Here is a 19,182-nt window from a genome sequence, read left to right on the forward strand (position 1 = left end):
AACTTAAGCCGGCCCGCATTCAGAGCTCAACCGTTGTTTAACGTAATTTGACGTGAAAATCGGCCTTACCGGTCACCTGCTCACCTACTTCATCCAGTTAGGTTTCGGGTTTACTTCCCGGCACTACCTAGGCGCCCACCCCGGCGCGATGGGTGAGCATAGCAAGTTTGGCCTCCAGCTCCCGGGCTGCCAGGGCGCAGCCGGCTTCAATTTTAGAAAACAAGGACAGCAGGGTGGCCATGGTTTCCGGGCTAGCCCCGTCGCCGAGTGAAACCAGGTTAACGGCCATGCTCTGGATGGATTTGGTGATGTCCTCGAACTCGGGATCCATGCCCATGGTGGCAAAGGTGGGAATGATGGAGTGAGTGGCCCGTTTCAGGCTTAGCCAGTCCTTTTCGGCAATAGCCTGCTTCATGGTCTGCACCAGCTGCGGAATTTCCTGCAGGTAAAGGCCAATCATTTCGGCCATCCGGGCCTCGCTCTTGGTGATGCGCTTCAGGTAATCGAAGTTGACGCAGGTTTGCGGCGCAAAGGGAAGGGCTGGGGCTTCCACCGGAACCAGTTGCTGGTCCAGGGTGGCTTGTTTGAGGTACTTGATGATTTTGCTGTAGAGCAGCTTGTCGTCGATGGGCTTGGAGATGTAGTCATTCATGCCCACGGCTTTGCATTTCTCCACGTCCACCGTTGTAACATCGGCGGTCAGGGCAATGATGGGCACTTTCAGCTGAAGCTCATGCCGGATGTATTCCGTGGCTTCAAACCCATTCATGACGGGCATCTGCAAGTCCATGAGCACAATATCATAATGGGAAGTGCGCAGCTTCTCGAGCGCAATTTTTCCGTTGGCCGCTACGTCCATGGCAAAGCCAAAGTCCTCCAGCAGCGTTTTCATCAGCAACTGGTTGAGGGCAATGTCTTCCACCACCAGAATGCGGACATCCTGAAAGCCGGTTTCCAGCTCGATAGTCAGCCCGGTTTCAGCGTCGGCTTTTTCAGTGGTCTTGCCAAAGCTCAGGATAAAGCTGAAGGTGGACCCCACGCCCTCCCAGCTCTTCACGTGGATGGTGCCCCCCTGGGGTTCCACCAGGTTTTTGACAATGGCCAGGCCCAGACCCGTGCCGCCGTACAAGCGGCTGGTGCCGCTGGTGGCCTGCTGAAAATCATCGAACACGGTGCTCAGCTTGGCTTCCTCAATGCCGATACCGGTATCGGTCACCGAAAACTCCAGTATCACTTTTTCCGCGTCCTGCACCAGCATGCGCACACCCACCGTAATGGAGCCTTCGCTGGTAAACTTGACGGCATTGCTCACCAGGTTAAGAATGATCTGGTGCAGGCGCACCGGGTCACCGACCAATACCTCCGGAATTTTGGCGTCGTACTCCATGATCAGCGCCAGGTTTTTCTCCCGGATCTTGGTTTCAAACAAGTGCACCATGGCCGATACCGACGCCGAGAGCTTGAAGGGAATCTGCTCAAAGGTCATCTTGCCCGCATCTACCTTGGCCAGATCCAGAATATCGTTGATCAGCACAATCAGCGTGTCACCGCTCAGCTTGATGGCCGTCAGGTATTCCCGCTGCTTATCGGTTAGCTCGGTTTTGAGTACGACCTTGGTAAAGCCGATGATGGCATTCATGGGCGTCCGGATTTCGTGGCTCATGTTGCTAAGAAACTGCTGCTTGGCTTTTACCGCGTTTTCAGCAATGCCCGTCGCGCTTTCCGCTTTGGCCTGGGCTTCCACGGCCAACACGGCAGCTCGCTCGGCCGCAAACCGCGCCTCAATAAGCTCAGTGGCAATGCGCTTCTGGTCGGTTACGTCCCGGGCTACAATCACCACGCCCAGCACCCGGCCCTCGTCATTCTTGTACACCGAGCCATTGAAGAGCACGTCGGTTAGCTTGCCGTCTTTGTGGCGCAGGGTAAGCGGGGAGTCGGCCACGGTGCCCTTGGCAAATACCTCCTGGTACACCTCGCGCGCCATCTGCGGATCGGTGAAGTACACGAAGAAGTCGGAGCCTATCAGCTGGGCGCGGTCCAGGCCGGTGATGTTGATTGTGGCCTGGTTCATGTCCGTAATTTTCCCCTCCGGACTAATCGTAACCAGCGGGTCGCGGCTGGCCTCAATCAGGCCCCGGGCGTAGTTGGCCACCCGCAATTCCGCCGCCCGCTTTACTTTCTCGTCGTTCTGAAAGGCCAGCTCCTTGTTGGCCAGCACCAGCTCAGCCGCCCGCTTTTCCTTTTCATCATTCTGGAAGGCCAGCTCAATGTTGGCAATGCTTAATTCCTGGGCCCGCTTTTCCTTTTCGTCATTCTGAAAGGCCAGCTCGGCATTCGCTATGATTAGCTCCTGGGCCCGTTGTTCCTTTTCATGATTCTGGAAGGCCAGTTCTTTGTTGGCAATGCTGAGCTCGGCGGCTCGTTTCTCTTTTTCGTCGTTCTGGAACGCCAGCTCCCGGTTCGCGATAATGAGCTCCTGGGCGCGCTTCTCTTTTTCGTCGTTCTGGAAGGCCAATTCGGTGTTGGCAACGCTCAGCTCCTGGGCGCGTTTTTCCTTCTCGTCGTTCTGGAAGGCCAGCTCTTCGTTGGCGATGCTGAGTTCGTCAGCGCGCTTTTCCTTCTCGTCGTTTTGAAACGCCAGCTCTTTGTGCGCCAGGCCCAGCTCCGTGGCCCAGTTTTTCTCCGTTACTTCCCGCACAGTTAGCACTACCTCCAGTCCTGATTCCAAAGTGGCTGGGTGCGCGCGACCCTCCAGGAGTACTTGGCTTAGGCGGCCAGTAGGGTGGCGAAACGCAAACGGGCCACTGCTGCCGGAGCCCTGGACCACGACCTCCCGGAAGGCGGTGCGCACCAGGTCCGACTCGGTGAAGAAGGTAAAGAAATCGGTGCCCCGCCCCGCGGCGGATTCCTCGCCCAGTAAGATAAGCGCCGCGGCATTGGCCGCCGTAATGTGGCCCTGCTCGCTTAGCGTAATGATGATATCCGGGCCGGCTAGGGGTGCGGGTTGGTACTGCTTTTCACTTTCCTTCATGGGGACAAGAAACCAGCCGCCTTCCGGCGGGCGTGGTGTAAGGGGGAATAGGCCTGGGCCCTGATGGGGAAAGGAAAGCCGGTCGCAGAGCGCGTCAACGGCATAGTTCTATTGCTTTAATGCAAAACAGTGGTGGTTAGCATAACCGCTAGCCTGCTGATAGCCACGTAAGGTACCACTTTTAAGCCTTGCAAAATTTATATTCCACTAGGCCCCCCGCCGGGTAGGCCTGGTTTCTTATTATTCGCTTTTCGGATGATGGCCGACCTAAGAAATGACTGCTGTCAGTAGAGTGTGATAACCATCAGGTGATTAGGTGACGTTTGTCATTTCTATTTTGCTAGGGCCCGCTTAGCTTAGGGGAGCACTTTTTTCTTCTCGATCCGGCTTTCGGTTCTGAGCTTCCAAAACCATAAGCTCCGTTCGAAAACAGCGCTTTCAAAGCCAATGGGCTAGTTATTGGGGCGCTAGGTAAAAGTTTCGAATGAAGTGTTGCTGCCTCCTGGTTGAAGGCAATCCTAACACGTCAGCACGTCCTGCTTCGACCGCGCGAAAGCCAGCTGAAGCACGGAGGGGCTGGAAAAGCAAAACAGCTTTCAGAAACCGCCTAGGTAACGCAGAATGGGATAATGGGCTGTTACGCCCGCCGCATGAATCCCTGTACGACACTCCACTTTTATCCGCCAGCTCATGCAGCAACAGCCGTTTACCCTCCGCTATGGGGAGCTTGATAATCAGCAGGTCGCACGGGTAGGTGGCAAAAACGCTTCGCTGGGCGAGCTGTTTACGCACCTGATGCCCCAGGGAATCAGGGTGCCCGACGGTTTTGCCACCACGGCCGCCGCTTACTGGCTGTTTCTTGATGAAAACCACCTGCGCGAGCCGCTATCGGCCCTTATGGCGCAGGTAGACCGGCAGGACTTCACCAATATCCAAACCCTAGGAGCGCAGGCCCGGGCCCTGCTGCAGGCGGCCACGCTCCCGACTCCAGTTCAGGAAGCCATTGCGCAGGCGTACCGGACCTTGAGTGATGGCCACACCGATGCGCTGGCGGTAGCTGTGCGCAGCAGCGCTACCGCCGAGGACCTGCCCACGGCCAGCTTTGCGGGCCAGCACGATTCGTTTTTGAACGTGCGGGGCGAGGCAGCGGTACTGCAGGCCTGCCAGCAGTGCTACGTATCGTTGTTTAACGACCGGGCCATTAAATACCGGCTGCAGCACGGCTTCGACCACCTGCAGGTGGCCTTGTCGGTGGGGGTGCAGCGCATGGTACGCTCGGATCTGGCTTCGGCGGGCGTGGCCTTCACCATTGAGCCGGAAACCGGTCATGAGCAGCTTATGTACTTGACCGGCAGCTGGGGCCTGGGCGAAAATGTGGTGCAGGGTGCCGTTAACCCCGATGAGTTTTACCTCTTCAAGCCGTCCCTGCGCCGGGGCCAACGCGGGCTGGTAATGCGGAAGCTAGGCGACAAGGCCAAAACCATGCGCTACCTCCAGGATGCCCGGGCCAGCGCTACCGGCATTGAAAACACCGATACGCCAGCGGATAAACGGGCCGCTTTCGTGCTCACCGACCAGGAGGCCGAACAGCTGGGCCGCTGGTTTCTGAAGATTGAGGAGCACTACGGAATGCCCATGGATATTGAGTGGGCCAAAGATGGGCTAACGGGGGAGCTGTTCATCGTGCAGGCCCGCCCCGAAACCATTCACCACGGCCGCCAGGCCCTGCAGCTCCACGAGTACCACCTGCTCGGCACGGGCCCGCTGCTTACCACGGGCAAAGCCGTCGGCACCCAGATTGTGGCCGGCGTGGCCCGCCTGATTGCCTCGCCCGCCGAAGGGCACCGCTTGCAGCCCGGCGAAATTCTGGTGACGGATAGTACCAGCCCCGATTGGAATGTCATCCTGAAAAAGGCGTCGGTTATCGTCACCAACAAGGGCGGGCGCACCAGCCACGCGGCCATTGTGGCGCGGGAGCTGGGCCTCTCGGCCGTAGTAGGCACCCTGAACGCCACGGAGCAAATTCAGGACGGACAGCTCATTACCGTGTCCTGCGCCGAAGGAGACGCGGGCAAAATATTTGCCGGGCGGCTGCCCTGGAACGAAACCGACCTGGACCTGGAGCACGTGGTGCGGCCCCGCACCAAGGCCATGCTTATCCTGGCGGACCCTGACCGGGCCCTGCAGCTCGCCCGTTACCCCAGCCAGGGCGTGGGCCTGATGCGCATGGAGTTTGTCATCAACAACGCTATTCGCATTCACCCAATGGCGCTGGTGGAATTTGATACCCTGCAGGATGCGCAGGCCCGGGCTGCAATTGAACAGCTCACGGCCCGTTACGCCAGCAAGCCCGAGTACTTTGTCGATCAGTTGGCGCAGGCAATTGGCCTAGTAGCAGCGGCCTTTCATCCGCGGCCGGTTATCGTGCGCATGAGCGACTTTAAAACCAACGAATACGCGGGCCTGCTCGGGGGGCGGCAGTTTGAGCCCGCGGAGGAAAATCCCATGCTGGGCTTCCGCGGGGCTTCGCGCTACTACAGCTCCCAGTACCGCGAAGGGTTCCGGCTGGAGTGCCAGGCCCTGCACCGGGTGCACCACGACATGGGCCTGACCAATGTGAAGGCCATGATTCCGTTCTGCCGCACCGTAGAGGAAGGCCGCCGGGTGGTGAAGCTGATGGAGGAGTTTGGCCTGCCGCGCGGGGGTAGTAACGGCCTGGAAATCTATGTGATGGCCGAAATACCAAGCAACGTAATCCTGGCGGAGGATTTTGCCGGGGTGTTCGACGGCTTTTCCATCGGCTCCAACGATTTAACCCAGCTTACCCTCGGTATAGATCGGGACTCCGCCATCGTCAGCCCGCTTTTTGACGAGCGCAACCCCGCCGTTACCCGCCTGCTGGCCCAGGTTATCCAAACCGCCAAAGCCTGCGGCCGTCCCATTGGCCTCTGCGGCCAGGCCCCCAGCGACTACCCCGATTTTGCCCGCTTCCTGGTCGAGCAGGGCATTGACAGCATCTCCTTCACGCCCGATGCGCTGCTTACGGGCATGGCCAACATGGTGCAGGCCGAGCAGGAACTAACCGCCGTGACTGCTTTGCCCCACTAGCTAATATCCGTTGCCGTCCGCCTCCCGCCTAACTGCCGCTCGTTATGAAGCCTTCTTTCCTGGTTGTTACGGATTTATCACCTAGGGCCCAGCGCGCCGCCTGGTACGCAGCCCTGCTGGCTTCGGCTACGGAGGGGCAGGTTGTGCTTATTCCGCTGGCGCCCGCGCTGCCCGCCGAGCCCGAGTTAGGAGCGGCGGCCATGTCAGCGGAATACTTGCTGCAGGAGCAGACGGCGCAAACTGCCTTGCAGCAGCTGGCCGAGGAGCTGCCGGCCCCGGCCGTGGTAGAAGAAACCGTAGAGGGCGTGGCCGCGGTGCTGACGAAGCTGGTCAGCCGCTGGCAGCCGGCGGTGCTGGTGCTGGGCACCGTCGCCGAGCACAATTTGGCAGATACCATCTGGTTTAACCAGGTTCTGCCGGCCCTGCGCGACTCCGGCCTGCCGGTGCTGCTGGTGCCCGAGGAAGCAAACCCGGACCCCAGGCTGCCTCAACTGGTGGCAATTGCCGCGGATGGTAAGGACTTTCAGCTAACTGAGGGCGCAGCGGTGGCTCCGGCTTTGCTGAGCAGCTGGCCCACTGCCTTTAGCGTGGTGCATGTAGCTCCGCCGGGCGGGTTGGGCGTAAAGCGGGCCGTAGCCGCCGTGTACCGCAGCGGCCTGGTGCCCCCTTCCATTCACTGCCTGCCCTATGAAGTGCAGCGGCAATCCTGCAGTAACGGCATTGTACAGGCGGCGCTAGATATTCAGGCTGATTTGCTGGTGTTGCTGACCCGACCACGGAGCCTGGTCAGTAGTATGGTAGGGGGCGGGGTGGCGGCGCATGTGGTGCGTAGTTGCTTGGTGCCCACGCTCCTGCTGCCCATTGCCGAGGTACCCGCGCCGGCGCTTAAACCCAAATCGGTTGATGGGCTGACCTATTTTTACTCGCTGCTGGCGGGTGCTGGGCTGGCCGGGGTAGCGGGCGCAACCATGGCCCGGGCCTGAACGCTATGCTACCACTACTAAAAAGTCCGCTGCTGGCCGAAACGGGAGCCCTGACGCGTTTTGCCGGTCGCTTTTTCCGCGAAGGATTTCGTCCGCGCTATGAGGTGCCGGAGCTGCTCTACCAGTGCTACATTATCGGCTACCAGTCGTTGCCGCTGGTGGGCATCACGGGCTTTATCATGGGCATGGTACTCACCCTGCAAAGCCGGCCCACCATGGCGCAGTTCGGGGCCGAATCCTGGATTCCCGCCATGGTGGGCCTGACCATCATTCGGGAGATGGGGCCCATCATCACGGCCCTGATTTTCGCCGGTAAAATCGGTTCCAGCATTGGGGCCGAGTTGGGCTCGATGCGCGTGACGGAGCAGATTGACGCCATGGAAGTCTCGGGCACCAACCCGTTTAAGTACCTGGTCGTCACCCGGGTGCTGGCCACCACCCTTATGCTCCCTATCCTGACCATTCTGGCCGATGCCATTGCCCTGTACGCCTCCTACCTGGGAATCAACGTGCGGGGCGTAACCACCCTGGCCCTGTTCACCAACAACATCCTTACCCGTCTCACCTTCGGCGATGTGGTACCGGCTGTGCTTAAAACCTTCTTTTTTGGCTTTGCTATTGGGGTAGTCGGCTGCTACAAAGGCTATTATTCCAACAAAGGCACCGAAGGCGTGGGGCAGGCCGCTAACTCGGCCGTAGTGGTGTCTTCCCTGGTTATCTTTATTCTGGACCTGCTGGCAGTGCAGATTACCGGTCTGTTGGGCCTCAACTAGGTTGCGTCTGAAACCTCTATATCGCCCTGCTGAGCTTGGTGAAGTATGTTGGTTTGGCGTATCAACAAGACTTTAAGGCCCAGTTTAACCGGTACAATGAAAGTCAAACTTTTTCAAGGTCTTATGACAAAGTATAGCCGCTTTTCTGCCAACTTCTTTAAGGCCAGTTATATAAGTGCTTCTATCTGGAGATTTGGCTAACATCCACACTTGGTACCCTTTGAGTACCTAGTACAACCGGGGTTTGAGCTCTTGGGCCACCTAGTACTGCGGAGCAAGCGCCTGGCATATGCTCCGCTTTTAACCTGCCAGCCTCACGTTTTATCCAGCCATGCAAGTCGAGCCCCTCATACAGCCATCGCTAGCGCCCGTTTCGGCGGAGGCAGTGCTTACGGTTAGCCACGTAAGCAAATCCTTTGGCGAAAACCACGTGCTGCGTGACTTTTCCCTAACGGTGTTTCAGGGCGAAAACGTGGTGGTACTGGGCAAGTCGGGCTCAGGCAAGTCGGTGCTGGCTAAATGCATCATTGGCCTGCTGCCCATTGATGACGGCCGCATTACGGTGCTGGGTCAGGATGTAGCTGACCTCAGTCACGAAGCCATGGACCGGCTGCGCGCCAAAGTCGGATTTCTTTTCCAAAGCAATGCCCTCTACGACTCCATGACGGTGCGCGAAAACCTGCTGTTTCCGTTGCGCCGCCACTGGCTGGCCCACAGCCCGGAAGAGGAAGAAACCATGGTGCGCCAGGCGCTTGAGGATGTAGGCCTGGGCCATACGGCTGAGCTGCTGCCCGCCGAGCTTTCGGGCGGCATGCGCAAGCGCATTGCGTTGGCCCGCACCCTCATTCTGCGGCCTGAAATTATCCTGTACGACGAACCCACCACCGGCCTCGACCCGGTGACGGCCCGCGAAATCGACCACCTGATCCGAGAGGTGCAGCTGAAATACCATACCTCGGCCCTGATCATCTCACACGATATGAACTGCGTGCGCTCGGTAGCCGACCGGGTAGTATTGCTGGTGGACGGCCGGTGCTACGCCGAGGGAACGTATGCGCAGCTGTCAACCAACCCAGACCCCACTGTGCACGAGTTTTTCGCCTGATTAGTTGCTAGCCCCGTCCCAGATTGAAACCAGGTAACGGCGATGATTAGGGTTGATAAAAATCTGTATGCTAGTTATTTATAGTTGTCAGTTTAAGGCTGAACTAGAACTGCTCAACCAAGCCCGATGCCAGCGGAGCAGGGCCGGCCTCTTCCCAATACCTTACTACGTACCGCCATGCCCGAACGCTCAACTGGAAATCATGTGAAGCTAGGCCTGTTCGTGGTGGTAGGCCTGGCCTGTCTGCTCGTGACACTATACCTGCTGGGCCGGCAGCAGAACCTGTTCAGCCGCAGCTTCGTGGTAATGGCCGATTTCCGCAATGTATCGGGCCTGCTCACGGGCAACAATGTGCGGCTGGGTGGTATCACGGTGGGCACCGTGCGCAACATTCAACTGCTCAACGACAGTACCGTCCGCGTGGTCCTGAACCTGAACCGTGACGCCCAGCGCTTCGTGCGCAAAAACGCGGTGGCTACTATCGGCACCGATGGGTTAGTGGGCAACACCATCATCAATCTTTCAGCCAGCCCGGGTCCGGCGCAGCCCGTGCAGCCCGGCGACGTGCTGCGCACGCGCCAGCCCACCAGTATGGATGAGTTGCTCGGTACGCTGCATGTCTCCAGCAAAAACCTGGTGGGCGTCACCCGGAATCTGCGCCAGGTTACCGGTAAACTCGACAGCAGCCACGCCCTCTGGGCCCTGCTCGACGACCAGCAGCTGGCCGACAACATGCGCCGAAGTCTGCGCAACGTAGCCGGGGCCACGCAGCAGCTGGGCCAGGCCTCGCGTGATGTAGCCACCCTTACCGGCGGGGTACGGCAGGGCAGGGGCCCACTAGGCTACTTGCTTACTGATACCACCATGGCCGGCCAGCTGGGCCATGCTTCCCGCAAGCTGGCCAGCACTTCCGACACGCTGGGCGCCCTCCTCGCAGGCTTCAAAAGCCAGGTAAACAACGGGGCCGGCCCCATGCACACCCTGCTTTCTGATACTGCTGCCAGCCGCCAGCTGCGGCAAACCATGCACAACGTAGCGGAAGGAACGGCGGGCTTTAACCGCAGTATGGAGGCCCTGCAGCACAACTTTCTGCTGCGCGGCTACCTGCGCCGCCAGCAGAAAAAACAAATCCGCGAGCAGGCCGCCCGTACCGTGGTGCCATAGCCGCCCCAGTATCGCCTGAAGTCATACCCCTCTCTACAGTTAGCAGCGTAGCACCTGCTTGCTTATCTCCGTGATTAGGTGCCCCATGCGTTACTTGTTCTCTATTTTTTCCGTGCACCGGTTTCTGCTGCTCATTCTGACGGTGGCCAGCTGCCGGGAAAAGTCCGAGCGGATAAAGCCGGTGTGGTCGGCCATTTCCGAGTCGGTGTATGCGGCGGGCACGGTCAAAAGCGGGCGACAGTACCAGGCCTTTGCCAGCGTGGGCGGCATTATCCAGCAGGTACTGGTGCGCGAGGGCGACTCGGTGCGGGTTGGCACGCCTCTGCTCTCCATAGCCAACGACGTGCAGCAGCTTAGCCAGGAAAATGCTGCCCTGGCCGCCCGCTACGCCGAGGTAGCTGCCAACCAAAGCCAGCTGCAAGAGGCGCGGGAGCGCATTGCCCTGCAGCGGCGCACCATGCTCAACGATGAGCTGCAGCTCACCCGCCAGCGTCGGCTCTGGCAACAGTCCATCGGCACCAAGCAGACGCTGGAGCAGCGGGAACTCGCCTACGCTAGCTCCAAAACGGCCTACGAAGCGGCCGTGCTTAACTACCGAACGCTTAAGCGGCAGCTCGACTTTGCCGCCGCGCAGGCGCGCAAAAACCTGCAGATTGCCCAGCAGCAGGCCGGCGACTTTGTGCTGCGCAGCAAGATTGATGGCCTCGTGTACCAGCTTTACCGCGAAAAGGGCGAAGCCGTAACCCCACAAACGCCCCTGGCCCTGCTCGGCGACGCCCGTCACTTTGTGCTGGAAATGCAGGTAGACGAGTCCGATATCGTGAAAATCCGGCCCGGCCAGCTGGTATTAGTAACCCTGGATAGCTACAAGGGCCAGGTATTCAGGGCCCGCGTTACTACCATCTCACCGATGATGAACACCGGCAGCCGCACGTTTCAGGTGGATGCCGCTTTTGTGCAGCCTCCGCCGGTGCTGTATCCATTCGTAAGCTTCGAGGCCAATATTGTGCTGCAAACCAAGCCCCGGGCCCTGCTGATTCCGCGCCAATATCTGGTCGACGACTCCATGGTGCGCAAGGCTGATGGGCAGCTGGTACGGGTGAAAACGGGCCTGCGCGACTACCAGATGGTGGAAATCCTCGCGGGCCTCACCCCTGCCGATGAACTCACGGCTCCCGCCCCATGAAGCTGCCCCTGCTCTACGACGTAGCACTTTCCCTGCTGCTGGCCCGCTGGCGGCAGACGCTGGTGGCGGCCATCGGGGTCACGTTCAGCATCACCATGTTCATAGCCCTGCTCAGCTTCATGTCGGGCCTCAACCAGCTCCTGGATGGGCTGGTGCTCAACCGCACCCCCCACGTGCGCCTCTACAACGAGGTGAAGCCGGCTCCCCAGCAGCCCATTGACCGCTACACCCGGGGCCAGCGCCAGCACAACTTCATCCGCTCCATCAAGCCCAGCGACGAGCTGCCGCGCATTCGCAACGCCGGGGCCATCATTGCGGCCCTGCGCCAGGACCCACGGGTGCGCGGCGTGGCCCCCAAAACCCAGGCCCAGGTGTTCTATAACGTGGGCACCATTAACCTCACCGGCACCATCAGCGGCATTGAGGTGGAGCAGGAAGACCGCCTCTTTGACTTCGGCAGCTACGTGGTGGCCGGCAATCCGCTCAGCCTCAAAACTGTGGCTAACAGCATTATCCTCGGCAAAGCGGCCGCCGACCTGATGCTGGTGGGCGTGGGCGACGTGGTGCAAATCACCACCGTCAAGGGCAGCCGCGTGCAGCTTAAGGTCGTAGGCCTGTTCCAGTCGGGCCTGCTGGAGATTGATAAGGTGCAGAGCTACACCTCACTGACCACGGCCCAGAAGCTGCTCGGCGAGGCCAATAACTACATCACCGACATTCAGGTGAAGATCCATGACTTCACCCTGGCCCCGCGGCTGGCGCCCGAATACGCACAGCGCTATGAGGTGCAGGCCCTGGACATTCAGACGGCCAACTCGGAGTTTGAAACCGGTACTTTTATCCGCACGCTGATATCGTATGCCGTGGGCGTTACCCTGCTGATTGTGGCGGGTTTCGGGATTTTCAACATCTTGAACATGATGATTTACGAGAAGATGGACACCATCGCCATTCTGAAGGCCGTGGGGTTTGCGGGGGCTGATGTGCGGCGGCTGTTTGTGGCGGTGGCCCTGTCCATCGGGCTGTCGGGCGGGGCGGTGGGGCTGCTGTTGGGGTTCGGCGTTTCGGCCCTGATTTCGCGGGTGCCCTTCCACCCGGCCTCGCTGCCCGGGGTGCAAACCTACCCGGTTAACTTCGACCCGGTATTCTACGCCATCGGGGCGGTGTTCTCGCTGGTTACCACTTATCTGGCGGGGTTTTTCCCGGCCCGCAAGGCCAGCCAGATTGATCCGGTCATCATTATCCGGGGCAAGTAAGATGGAAACGCCCGCCCTCGAAGCCCGCCAGATTACCAAGTACTTCGATGACCCCGTGCGAGTGCAGGTGCTGCACGGCATCACGTTTGCGCTGGGCCGGGGCGAGTTTGCCGCCGTAGTGGGCAAGTCGGGCTGCGGCAAATCCACCCTGCTTTACATCCTATCCACCATGGACACGGCCTACGAAGGCAACCTGCTAATTGACGGCGTGCCCATGCAAGCCAAAAAAGAAGCGGAGCTGGCCCGGGTGCGCAACGAGCAAATCGGATTCGTGTTTCAGTTTCACTATCTGCTCAACGAGTTTTCGGTGCTGCGCAACGTGATGCTGCCCGGTGAAAAGCTGGGCAAGCTGACGCGCCCGGAAATCGAGCACCGGGCCTACGAAAAGCTGAAGATCCTGGGCATAGAATCCGAAGCCCTCAAAAAGCCCAACCAGCTCTCGGGCGGCCAGAAGCAGCGCGTAGCCATTGCCCGGGCCCTGATCAACGACCCGCTTATCATCATGGGCGATGAGCCCACCGGCAACCTCGACAAGAAAAACGGCGAGGTGGTCTTCGACATTTTCAAGGAGCTGGCCGAAACCTATCGGCAGGCCCTGCTCATCGTGACGCACGACAATGAGTTTGCCGCCAAAACCCACCGCATCATCGAAATGGAGGACGGGCGCATTCTTAACGGCTTTAGTAGGTGAGCGTGCGGGCCAGTTTTTCGAGATTGAGGCTGCGGGCGGAGGCGTCGAAGATACGGCGGTAGGCACCGCCCTGCTCGTACAGCTCCTGGTGCATGCCGTTTTCCACTACCCGGCCCTGCTCCAGCACATAGGTGCGGTCGGCGTCAACAATCTGGGAGAGGCTGTGCGAGATGATAACCACCGTGCGGCCCTGTTTCAGGGCGTCGAGGCTGGCCTTAATTTGCTCGGTAGTCACTGCGTCGAGGGAGGCCGTGGGCTCGTCGAGAAAGATAATGGGTGGGTTTTTCAAAAACAGTCGCGCAATGGCAATGCGCTGCTGCTGCCCACCCGAAAGCTGCTGGGCATCGGTCTGGTAGCCCTCGGGCAGCTGCCTGATTTGCTCGTGCAGGTGAGCCAGCCGGGCGGCGTCCTGCAGCTGTTCGGGGGTGGCCGCTAGGTTGCCGTAGCGGATATTCTCTTCCACGGTGCCCTTGAAAATGTGGTTTTTCTGGAGCACCAGACCAATGTGCTCGCGCAGGGCGTGGGTGTTGTAGTCGGCGAGGGGGTGGCCATCAAGCAGGATTTCCCCGCGCTGGGGCTCGTAGAATTTGCAGAGCAGGTTGATGATGGTGCTTTTGCCAGCCCCGCTCAAACCCATCAGGGCAGTGGTTTTGCCGGCTTCTATGGTCAGGCTTACATCGAACAGGGCCTGGGTGCCGCTGGGATAGGCAAAGTCAACGTGGCGCAGCTCAAAGGTGCCCCGCAGCTGCGTTGGCTGCAAGGGCCCAGATGGCTCTACGGCGTTGGGGGCGTCCTGCATCTCAAAGAACGCCTCGGAGTACGTGTGCACCTCATTCAGCTCATCGTACATGTGGTGCAGCTGCCGGATAGGGGCCGACACGTTGTGAAACAGCATGATGTTGAACATGATAGCCCCAATGGACAGCTTGCCGCCCAGCACCAGGTAGGCTGTGAGCACCACAATGGCCACTACCCCCAGCTGCTCTACCAACGACTTGAGGCCATTGTAGAGGAAGTTGGTTTTGCGCATGTGCAGCTGCGAATCGCGCAGTTCCTGCTGCAGACGGTTCTGCTTTTCTTCCTCGTAGCCTTCGCGCACAAAGCTTTTGATGACCACCGCCGACTCCATCAGGTTCAGCAGGCCGTGGTTTTTGTCTTCCTTAAGGTGGCGGAGGTCGCGCCGCACACTGCTGAGCTGGAGTGCCTGCCGGTAGCTCAGCCCGTAATACACGGGCAGCACCGCCAGGGCCACCAGCCCCACCCGCCAACTGGCCGTGAACATGACCACCAGCGATACGGCGGCATTGGCCAGCAGCGGAAAAATATCAATAAACAGGTCCTGGACCAGCTTCATCAGCGCATCTACACCTTTATCGAGGCGGGTTTGCAGGCGGCCGGTCTGGTTGTTGCCGGCCGCGTAAAAGCCCAGCCGGTAGGAGAGAATGCGCCGCACAGCATCCTGGGAAAGCGTGCTGGACACGTACACCCGAATAGCCTCGCCAAAGTAGCTTTGCCCATAATTCAGGCCCGCCCCGATAACCTCCTTGCCCAGCAAAATGGCACTGATACCCAGCAGCAGCGGTATACCGGCTGCTAGGCCCCGTCCCTCGTGCAACAGCCGTTGTACCGTATCCACGGTGTAGCGCAGCACGAAGGGGGTCACCTGCGCCAGGAGCGCACCCAACAAGGTGAGCAGCAGCGTACCGGCCACCAGGGCGCGGTACGGCTTCACGTACGGAATCAGGCGCCGGATAATTTGCCAAATGCTCATGGCGGCTGGACCGTAGGTAAGTGATGTTCAAGGGCAATATGGACTGATAGCCAGCACGCAGCTAGTTGCTGCCGGGGTTAGGGTAGCAAGGCTGCTTAGCGGGACCGCAGCAGCTTGGGTACGGCCCGCAACAGCAGCAGGGCCACCACGCCGCTCACGGCTACAATGGGCACCACCGAAGGTCGGATGGGCCGGAAACGGCTGCTACCCTCCTTCAGCTCAATAAAGCCTACCGGCGTGATGCTGACGCCACCACCACCGCCACTGCCGGCACCGCCCTGGGCGCTGGGCCCAGTGCCGCTGCCGCCCCCAAAACCATATATTGCCCGCGCCACGGGAATCACCGTTACGCCCTCGTGTGATACGGCCTCGCCGTATACCGTGCGGGCCGTGACCGAGCTACTGAGAAGTTGGGCCAGGCGCTCAACCAGCGAAGGTGGGGAGGTAGCAGCCGTTGCGGAATCTGGGGCAGGCATTTCGGCCAAAATTTTTCCGGTAGGGAGCGGGGTAGTTGGAGTCATGATGTGAAGTGAGGATGAGGGGGGCGAAGCGGATGCTTCAGGATGTATTTGGTAAGAGGGAGGAAGGGTTTGGCGCGGTTGCAAGCCTAGTAGAGTAGGCAGGAATACCGCCCGAAAGTGACCGGGCTGTGATAGCACCCGTTCACCGGCCGCCGCCTGCCGAAGGGCCAGCGCTTAGCCGGTTTGCGAATTACGGTGGGGTAGTGACCATCACGAGGCTTCTACTGGAGGACTCGGCCGAAATCAGGCGGTGGTGGGCAGCACCAATACGGGCACCTTACTGCGGCGCAGCACCTGGGCCGTGACGCTCCGGTGAAACAGCGCGCCCAGAAAAGAATGGGGCCGGGCCAGCACCACCAGCAGCTGGGCCTGCAGCTCAGCGGCCGCGTGCAGAATGCCGTCGGCCGGCGCCTCCTCGCACACTTCGTAGAGGCTGTTGCCGGATAGCGGGCCAAACAGGCCGGTGCGCTGCACGGAGGCCAGGCCCACATCTGCGTGGCTGGGGCCGAAGCCGGGCGTTACATGCACCACGGTGGTACTAGGGTGGCATTTTTCCAGAAGCGCCGCTAGCGCCAGCGACGGTGCCGACAACTGAAACGAGTGCGCATCCGCCGCCACCACCAGTCGGCGTGGGAGCTCCCTATCGGTCCAGCCCTCGGGTACTAGCAGCAGCGGGTAGTGAGAGGCCTGCAGCACCGGCACGGCCTGGTTGCTGATTAGCCGGTCAATCAATGCGTCTTCCTTATCGCGGCCGAGCACCAGCAGCAGCGAACGGCGGCGCTGAATAACCTCTGCCACCGTATCACGCAGAGTGTCAACCGAAAGCTCCGTTTCTGCTTCAATTGCCAGTTCACGGACTAGCTGGGCCATTTCTCCCAGCACTTGCTCCCGGTTGGCCATAATCATGGGTACCGTAACCATGGCGGCTTCGGGTTCCAGCAGCGGATCCTGATACACGTGCAACAGCACGAGCTGGCCGCTGAGCTTCTGGGCCAGGTGCGCGGCGTAGGATAACGCGGTTTCAGAAGCAGCCGAAAAATCAGTGAGAACTACCAGTGAAGGGTGCATGGGCTAGGGTCGTTACACCGGCAAGGTGTCGGCAGTGAGGCAAGAAATTCAGCCGCAGTAGCGGCCGGAAATCGGGCTGGGCCACCAACTGTAATCAAGCGTTTCAAGCTGCTAGGGTACTACCGCGAGTGCTTGAAAACAGCTGGTAAAAAGCCGAGCGGGCCGACGGGGTAGCATAAGCTCCGCTACCCCGCCGCCCCTTAGGAAGGCTATTTTCCGTTCTGTCCGGAGCGAATAGGAATTTGGTGCTGGGTGGGCTGATGGCCGCCTTTGGGCACGTGCACGTGCAGTACGCCGTTGTCGAAGGTGGCGTCAATCTTGCCCGGGTCGGCTGCGTTGGGCAGTTGGAAGGAGCGCTGGAACGAGCCGTAAGACGTTTCTACCACGTGGTACTTTCGCTCGTTGCGCTCATTCTTGAACTTGCGCTCCCCCGAAATGGTAAGGCGACCTTGTTCAAAGCTGACCTGAACATCTTCCTGCTTCAGGCCCGGCAGCGCCGCTTCAATATCGTAGCCTTTGTCGGTTTCGTAGGTGTCGACGGTGGGTGAAAAGGTGTTCCACTGCCCACGCGTGGCAACCGTGTCGTTAAAGAAGCGGTCCAGCAAGGTGCTAAAGCTGCTGGGCATCACATCAGTAAACGGGTCCTGATATTTCTGGATGGCCATGGCGATAAACGGTTAAAAGGTGGAAAAAAAGAGTTGGCTGGATGGCCCGCTAGAGGTTAGCCAGCAAGTGGTCGGGTTGGTTGGATAAGTCGTGGAAGGTTCCTGGGTTGGGCGTGGTCGCTGGCGGGGTGGCGCGGAGCTTTTTGGGTTGGGGCCCCGTGCGTAGCCACTGCCGCACCGAGCGGCGCGTGGTGTGGCCCGAGGCGGGCGCCCACAGCATGGTGGCTACTAGGCCTGCTGCCGCGCCAAAGCCGAAAGCGGGCAACCACTGGCGCGGAATAGAAGGTTTGGTGAATGTTTTCATGGTGGGAAAGGCGTTACGGGTAGCAAATCAGACTTCGGCGGACCAGGGCGAAAAATACCCGCGGCCACTTACCGGGAGGCCGGCATTTTGATTTCGAGAGAATTACTTACCTGAGCAGCTCCGGCGGCGTAGACGCTGCGGATGGCTACCTGACTTTGGTGCCAGGCCTCGACGTTGCCGCGCAGGGTTACGTGCCCGTCACGGACCGCAACCTGCACGTCCTGATTGTGCAAAAACACGTTCCAAGCCATCTGCTGCGTTATAGCCCTGGCCAGGGCTTCATCAGGGCTCGCTACCTGAGAAAGTGGTCGGCCCGCGGCATCGGGTGTTGGGGCCCAGGAGCGTAGCACCTGCACGTGGTTCAGCACCTGCGCCACCCCATTAATTCCGGAGGCTACCTGCTCGGCGTGGTCGCGCAGGAACTGCGTATGCACGCTGCCCGTGAGCGAGACCAGGCCCTGCCACGACTGTACGCCTAGGTTAAGCTGACCGACAAACCGGTCCCGGCCCAGCGCCGCGCGCACGCGCAGTTCTATGAAGGGGTCTTCCTTGGGATGGGTGGGGCGTACGTGCAGCTCATTGGAAACCAGCCTGACTCCTACCACCCCGCGGGCATCCTGCTCGGCGGCCACCTTGGCGGCTAGGCTGCTTACGGTACCACTCAGCGTTACCACGCCACTTTTTACTAGTATGGTGGGCTCTGAGGATATCACGCGGGGGTCGTAGAAAAAGGTGTCGCGGATGGCTTGGGCCACTGCCGCGTCAGGGTGATAGGCGTAGGTGTCCTGCCGTATTTCCTGGTCCGGCGCGCCGGGCTCCACGCGCAGCTCCTGGCTATCTACCTGCAAGGCGCCCACCGTCCAGGCAGTGCCCACCACTATGCTGCGCTCCGCGGCACTCCCCACAAGTCCGCTCAGCGTGGCCTTGCCCTGGAACACGGCCACGCGTACCAACCCGGCATGCATCCGCACATTCCAGCGAAGCAGCTCCCGGATTTGGGTGGCCAGTTCCGCATCGGGGCGGGCGGGCAGGCTCTCCATGTAATGCATCCGGTCCGTGAGGCGCCGGATCCCCCTCACCGCTTTCACCACCCGCAGCACCAACTGGCGCTCGGCCCAGGTGCGGACGCCGCCTCGCAGCTCCACTTCGCCCGCTTGGGCCCGGCAGGTCAGGCGGTACGAAGCGGTGGCCGGATCGGCCGCCATGGCATCCTCTACTTCACTTACGAGTTGGTTATCAGGTACTTCAGAAGTGCGTATTTCCAGCTTGTTGACCACGCCCCGTACTCCCCGCACCGTTTGGGCAATGGCCTCGGCCCGGGCCACCGACAACAGATTGTCGGTGAAGCCCGCAAGCGTAACAATGCCCTGCTCCGTGCTTACCTCCAGCCAAGCAGTGGCTACCCCACGCTTGAGGGCAAACAGCTGTTCAATAGCCGCCGTAATGGCCTCGTCGGATAGCTCCCGCGGCAGGAGAGCAGCACTGCGAGTTTCGGGGAGGTTCATGGCTACGGGAAGAGAAAGGGAGCAGCGGAAAGCAAAGCAGCCGCCACTAGC

At 60.1% G+C, this 19,182-nt stretch carries 15 protein-coding genes; 8 read left to right on the top strand and 7 right to left on the bottom strand.

The window, feature by feature from the left end; genetic code table 11:
- Nucleotides 1-127 precede the first annotated feature (127 nt).
- Nucleotides 128-3,031, bottom strand: a complete 2,904-nt coding sequence (locus ACYVHC_RS19295) for a hybrid sensor histidine kinase/response regulator (RefSeq protein ID WP_460615440.1) — start codon at nucleotides 3,029-3,031, stop codon at nucleotides 128-130.
- A 690-nt stretch (nucleotides 3,032-3,721) separates the two neighbouring features.
- Here ACYVHC_RS19295 and ppsA point away from each other — a divergent pair.
- The 8 genes from ppsA (at nucleotide 3,722) to ACYVHC_RS19335 (ending at nucleotide 13,297) form a co-directional block, all read left to right on the top strand.
- Entirely contained in the window at nucleotides 3,722-6,139 is a 2,418-nt protein-coding gene (ppsA, locus tag ACYVHC_RS19300) for a phosphoenolpyruvate synthase (protein WP_460615441.1), read from the top strand.
- 44 nt (nucleotides 6,140-6,183) lie between these two features.
- The gene (locus ACYVHC_RS19305) at nucleotides 6,184-7,122 is read left to right on the top strand and encodes a universal stress protein (RefSeq protein ID WP_460615442.1); all 939 of its coding nucleotides are present in this window, start codon (nucleotides 6,184-6,186) and stop codon (nucleotides 7,120-7,122) included.
- 5 nt (nucleotides 7,123-7,127) lie between these two features.
- Nucleotides 7,128-7,895 carry an MlaE family ABC transporter permease gene (locus ACYVHC_RS19310; protein WP_460615443.1) on the top strand — a complete coding sequence of 256 codons (768 nt, stop codon included), beginning with the start codon at nucleotides 7,128-7,130 and terminating at the stop codon, nucleotides 7,893-7,895.
- 331 nt (nucleotides 7,896-8,226) lie between these two features.
- Nucleotides 8,227-9,000, top strand: a complete 774-nt coding sequence (locus ACYVHC_RS19315; protein ID WP_460615444.1) for an ABC transporter ATP-binding protein — start codon at nucleotides 8,227-8,229, stop codon at nucleotides 8,998-9,000.
- 177 nt (nucleotides 9,001-9,177) lie between these two features.
- On the top strand, nucleotides 9,178-10,164 hold the full coding sequence (locus ACYVHC_RS19320; RefSeq protein WP_460615445.1) for an MlaD family protein: 987 nt from the start codon (nucleotides 9,178-9,180) through the stop codon (nucleotides 10,162-10,164).
- Nucleotides 10,165-10,249: 85 nt separating this feature from the next.
- Complete coding sequence (locus ACYVHC_RS19325) at nucleotides 10,250-11,350, top strand: efflux RND transporter periplasmic adaptor subunit (RefSeq protein WP_460615446.1); 1,101 nt, start codon at nucleotides 10,250-10,252, stop codon at nucleotides 11,348-11,350.
- Nucleotides 11,347-12,606 carry an ABC transporter permease gene (locus ACYVHC_RS19330; protein WP_460615447.1) on the top strand — a complete coding sequence of 420 codons (1,260 nt, stop codon included), beginning with the start codon at nucleotides 11,347-11,349 and terminating at the stop codon, nucleotides 12,604-12,606. Before ACYVHC_RS19325 ends, ACYVHC_RS19330 begins: the two co-directional genes overlap by 4 nt.
- A gap of 1 nt (nucleotide 12,607) precedes the next feature.
- On the top strand, nucleotides 12,608-13,297 hold the full coding sequence (locus ACYVHC_RS19335; protein WP_460615448.1) for an ABC transporter ATP-binding protein: 690 nt from the start codon (nucleotides 12,608-12,610) through the stop codon (nucleotides 13,295-13,297).
- Here ACYVHC_RS19335 and ACYVHC_RS19340 read toward each other — a convergent pair.
- From ACYVHC_RS19340 to ACYVHC_RS19365, 6 genes are all read right to left on the bottom strand, one after another.
- On the bottom strand, nucleotides 13,287-15,068 hold the full coding sequence (locus ACYVHC_RS19340; protein WP_460615449.1) for an ABC transporter ATP-binding protein: 1,782 nt from the start codon (nucleotides 15,066-15,068) through the stop codon (nucleotides 13,287-13,289). The two genes, ACYVHC_RS19335 and ACYVHC_RS19340, sit on opposite strands and share 11 nt — an antisense overlap.
- A gap of 95 nt (nucleotides 15,069-15,163) precedes the next feature.
- Nucleotides 15,164-15,589, bottom strand: coding sequence for a spore germination protein GerW family protein (locus ACYVHC_RS19345; RefSeq protein WP_460615450.1), 426 nt, complete (start codon nucleotides 15,587-15,589; stop codon nucleotides 15,164-15,166).
- Nucleotides 15,590-15,832: 243 nt separating this feature from the next.
- Nucleotides 15,833-16,657, bottom strand: coding sequence for a universal stress protein (locus ACYVHC_RS19350; RefSeq protein ID WP_460615451.1), 825 nt, complete (start codon nucleotides 16,655-16,657; stop codon nucleotides 15,833-15,835).
- Nucleotides 16,658-16,866: 209 nt separating this feature from the next.
- Nucleotides 16,867-17,322, bottom strand: coding sequence for an Hsp20/alpha crystallin family protein (locus ACYVHC_RS19355; protein ID WP_460615452.1), 456 nt, complete (start codon nucleotides 17,320-17,322; stop codon nucleotides 16,867-16,869).
- 49 nt (nucleotides 17,323-17,371) lie between these two features.
- On the bottom strand, nucleotides 17,372-17,626 hold the full coding sequence (locus ACYVHC_RS19360) for a YtxH domain-containing protein (RefSeq protein ID WP_460615453.1): 255 nt from the start codon (nucleotides 17,624-17,626) through the stop codon (nucleotides 17,372-17,374).
- Nucleotides 17,627-17,694: 68 nt separating this feature from the next.
- On the bottom strand, nucleotides 17,695-19,131 hold the full coding sequence (locus tag ACYVHC_RS19365) for a BON domain-containing protein (RefSeq protein ID WP_460615454.1): 1,437 nt from the start codon (nucleotides 19,129-19,131) through the stop codon (nucleotides 17,695-17,697).
- Between the last annotated feature and the right edge of the window lie 51 nt (nucleotides 19,132-19,182).

Source organism: Hymenobacter seoulensis (assembly GCF_054780535.1).

Excerpts from the sequence above, each read along its gene's own strand:
- ACYVHC_RS19315 (WP_460615444.1), top strand. The coding sequence starts at position 8,227 with ATGCAAGTCGAGCCCCTCATACAGCCATCGCTAGCGCCCGTTTCGGCG.
- ACYVHC_RS19320 (WP_460615445.1), top strand. The coding sequence starts at position 9,178 with ATGCCCGAACGCTCAACTGGAAATCATGTGAAGCTAGGCCTGTTCGTG.
- ACYVHC_RS19340 (WP_460615449.1), bottom strand. The coding sequence starts at position 15,068 with ATGAGCATTTGGCAAATTATCCGGCGCCTGATTCCGTACGTGAAGCCG.
- ACYVHC_RS19355 (WP_460615452.1), bottom strand. The coding sequence starts at position 17,322 with ATGGCCATCCAGAAATATCAGGACCCGTTTACTGATGTGATGCCCAGC.
- ACYVHC_RS19330 (WP_460615447.1), top strand. The coding sequence starts at position 11,347 with ATGAAGCTGCCCCTGCTCTACGACGTAGCACTTTCCCTGCTGCTGGCC.
- ACYVHC_RS19325 (WP_460615446.1), top strand. The coding sequence starts at position 10,250 with ATGCGTTACTTGTTCTCTATTTTTTCCGTGCACCGGTTTCTGCTGCTC.
- ACYVHC_RS19305 (WP_460615442.1), top strand. The coding sequence starts at position 6,184 with ATGAAGCCTTCTTTCCTGGTTGTTACGGATTTATCACCTAGGGCCCAG.
- ACYVHC_RS19365 (WP_460615454.1), bottom strand. The coding sequence starts at position 19,131 with ATGAACCTCCCCGAAACTCGCAGTGCTGCTCTCCTGCCGCGGGAGCTA.
- ACYVHC_RS19335 (WP_460615448.1), top strand. The coding sequence starts at position 12,608 with ATGGAAACGCCCGCCCTCGAAGCCCGCCAGATTACCAAGTACTTCGAT.
- ACYVHC_RS19345 (WP_460615450.1), bottom strand. The coding sequence starts at position 15,589 with ATGACTCCAACTACCCCGCTCCCTACCGGAAAAATTTTGGCCGAAATG.
- ppsA (WP_460615441.1), top strand. The coding sequence starts at position 3,722 with ATGCAGCAACAGCCGTTTACCCTCCGCTATGGGGAGCTTGATAATCAG.
- ACYVHC_RS19295 (WP_460615440.1), bottom strand. The coding sequence starts at position 3,031 with ATGAAGGAAAGTGAAAAGCAGTACCAACCCGCACCCCTAGCCGGCCCG.
- ACYVHC_RS19310 (WP_460615443.1), top strand. The coding sequence starts at position 7,128 with ATGCTACCACTACTAAAAAGTCCGCTGCTGGCCGAAACGGGAGCCCTG.
- ACYVHC_RS19350 (WP_460615451.1), bottom strand. The coding sequence starts at position 16,657 with ATGCACCCTTCACTGGTAGTTCTCACTGATTTTTCGGCTGCTTCTGAA.
- ACYVHC_RS19360 (WP_460615453.1), bottom strand. The coding sequence starts at position 17,626 with ATGAAAACATTCACCAAACCTTCTATTCCGCGCCAGTGGTTGCCCGCT.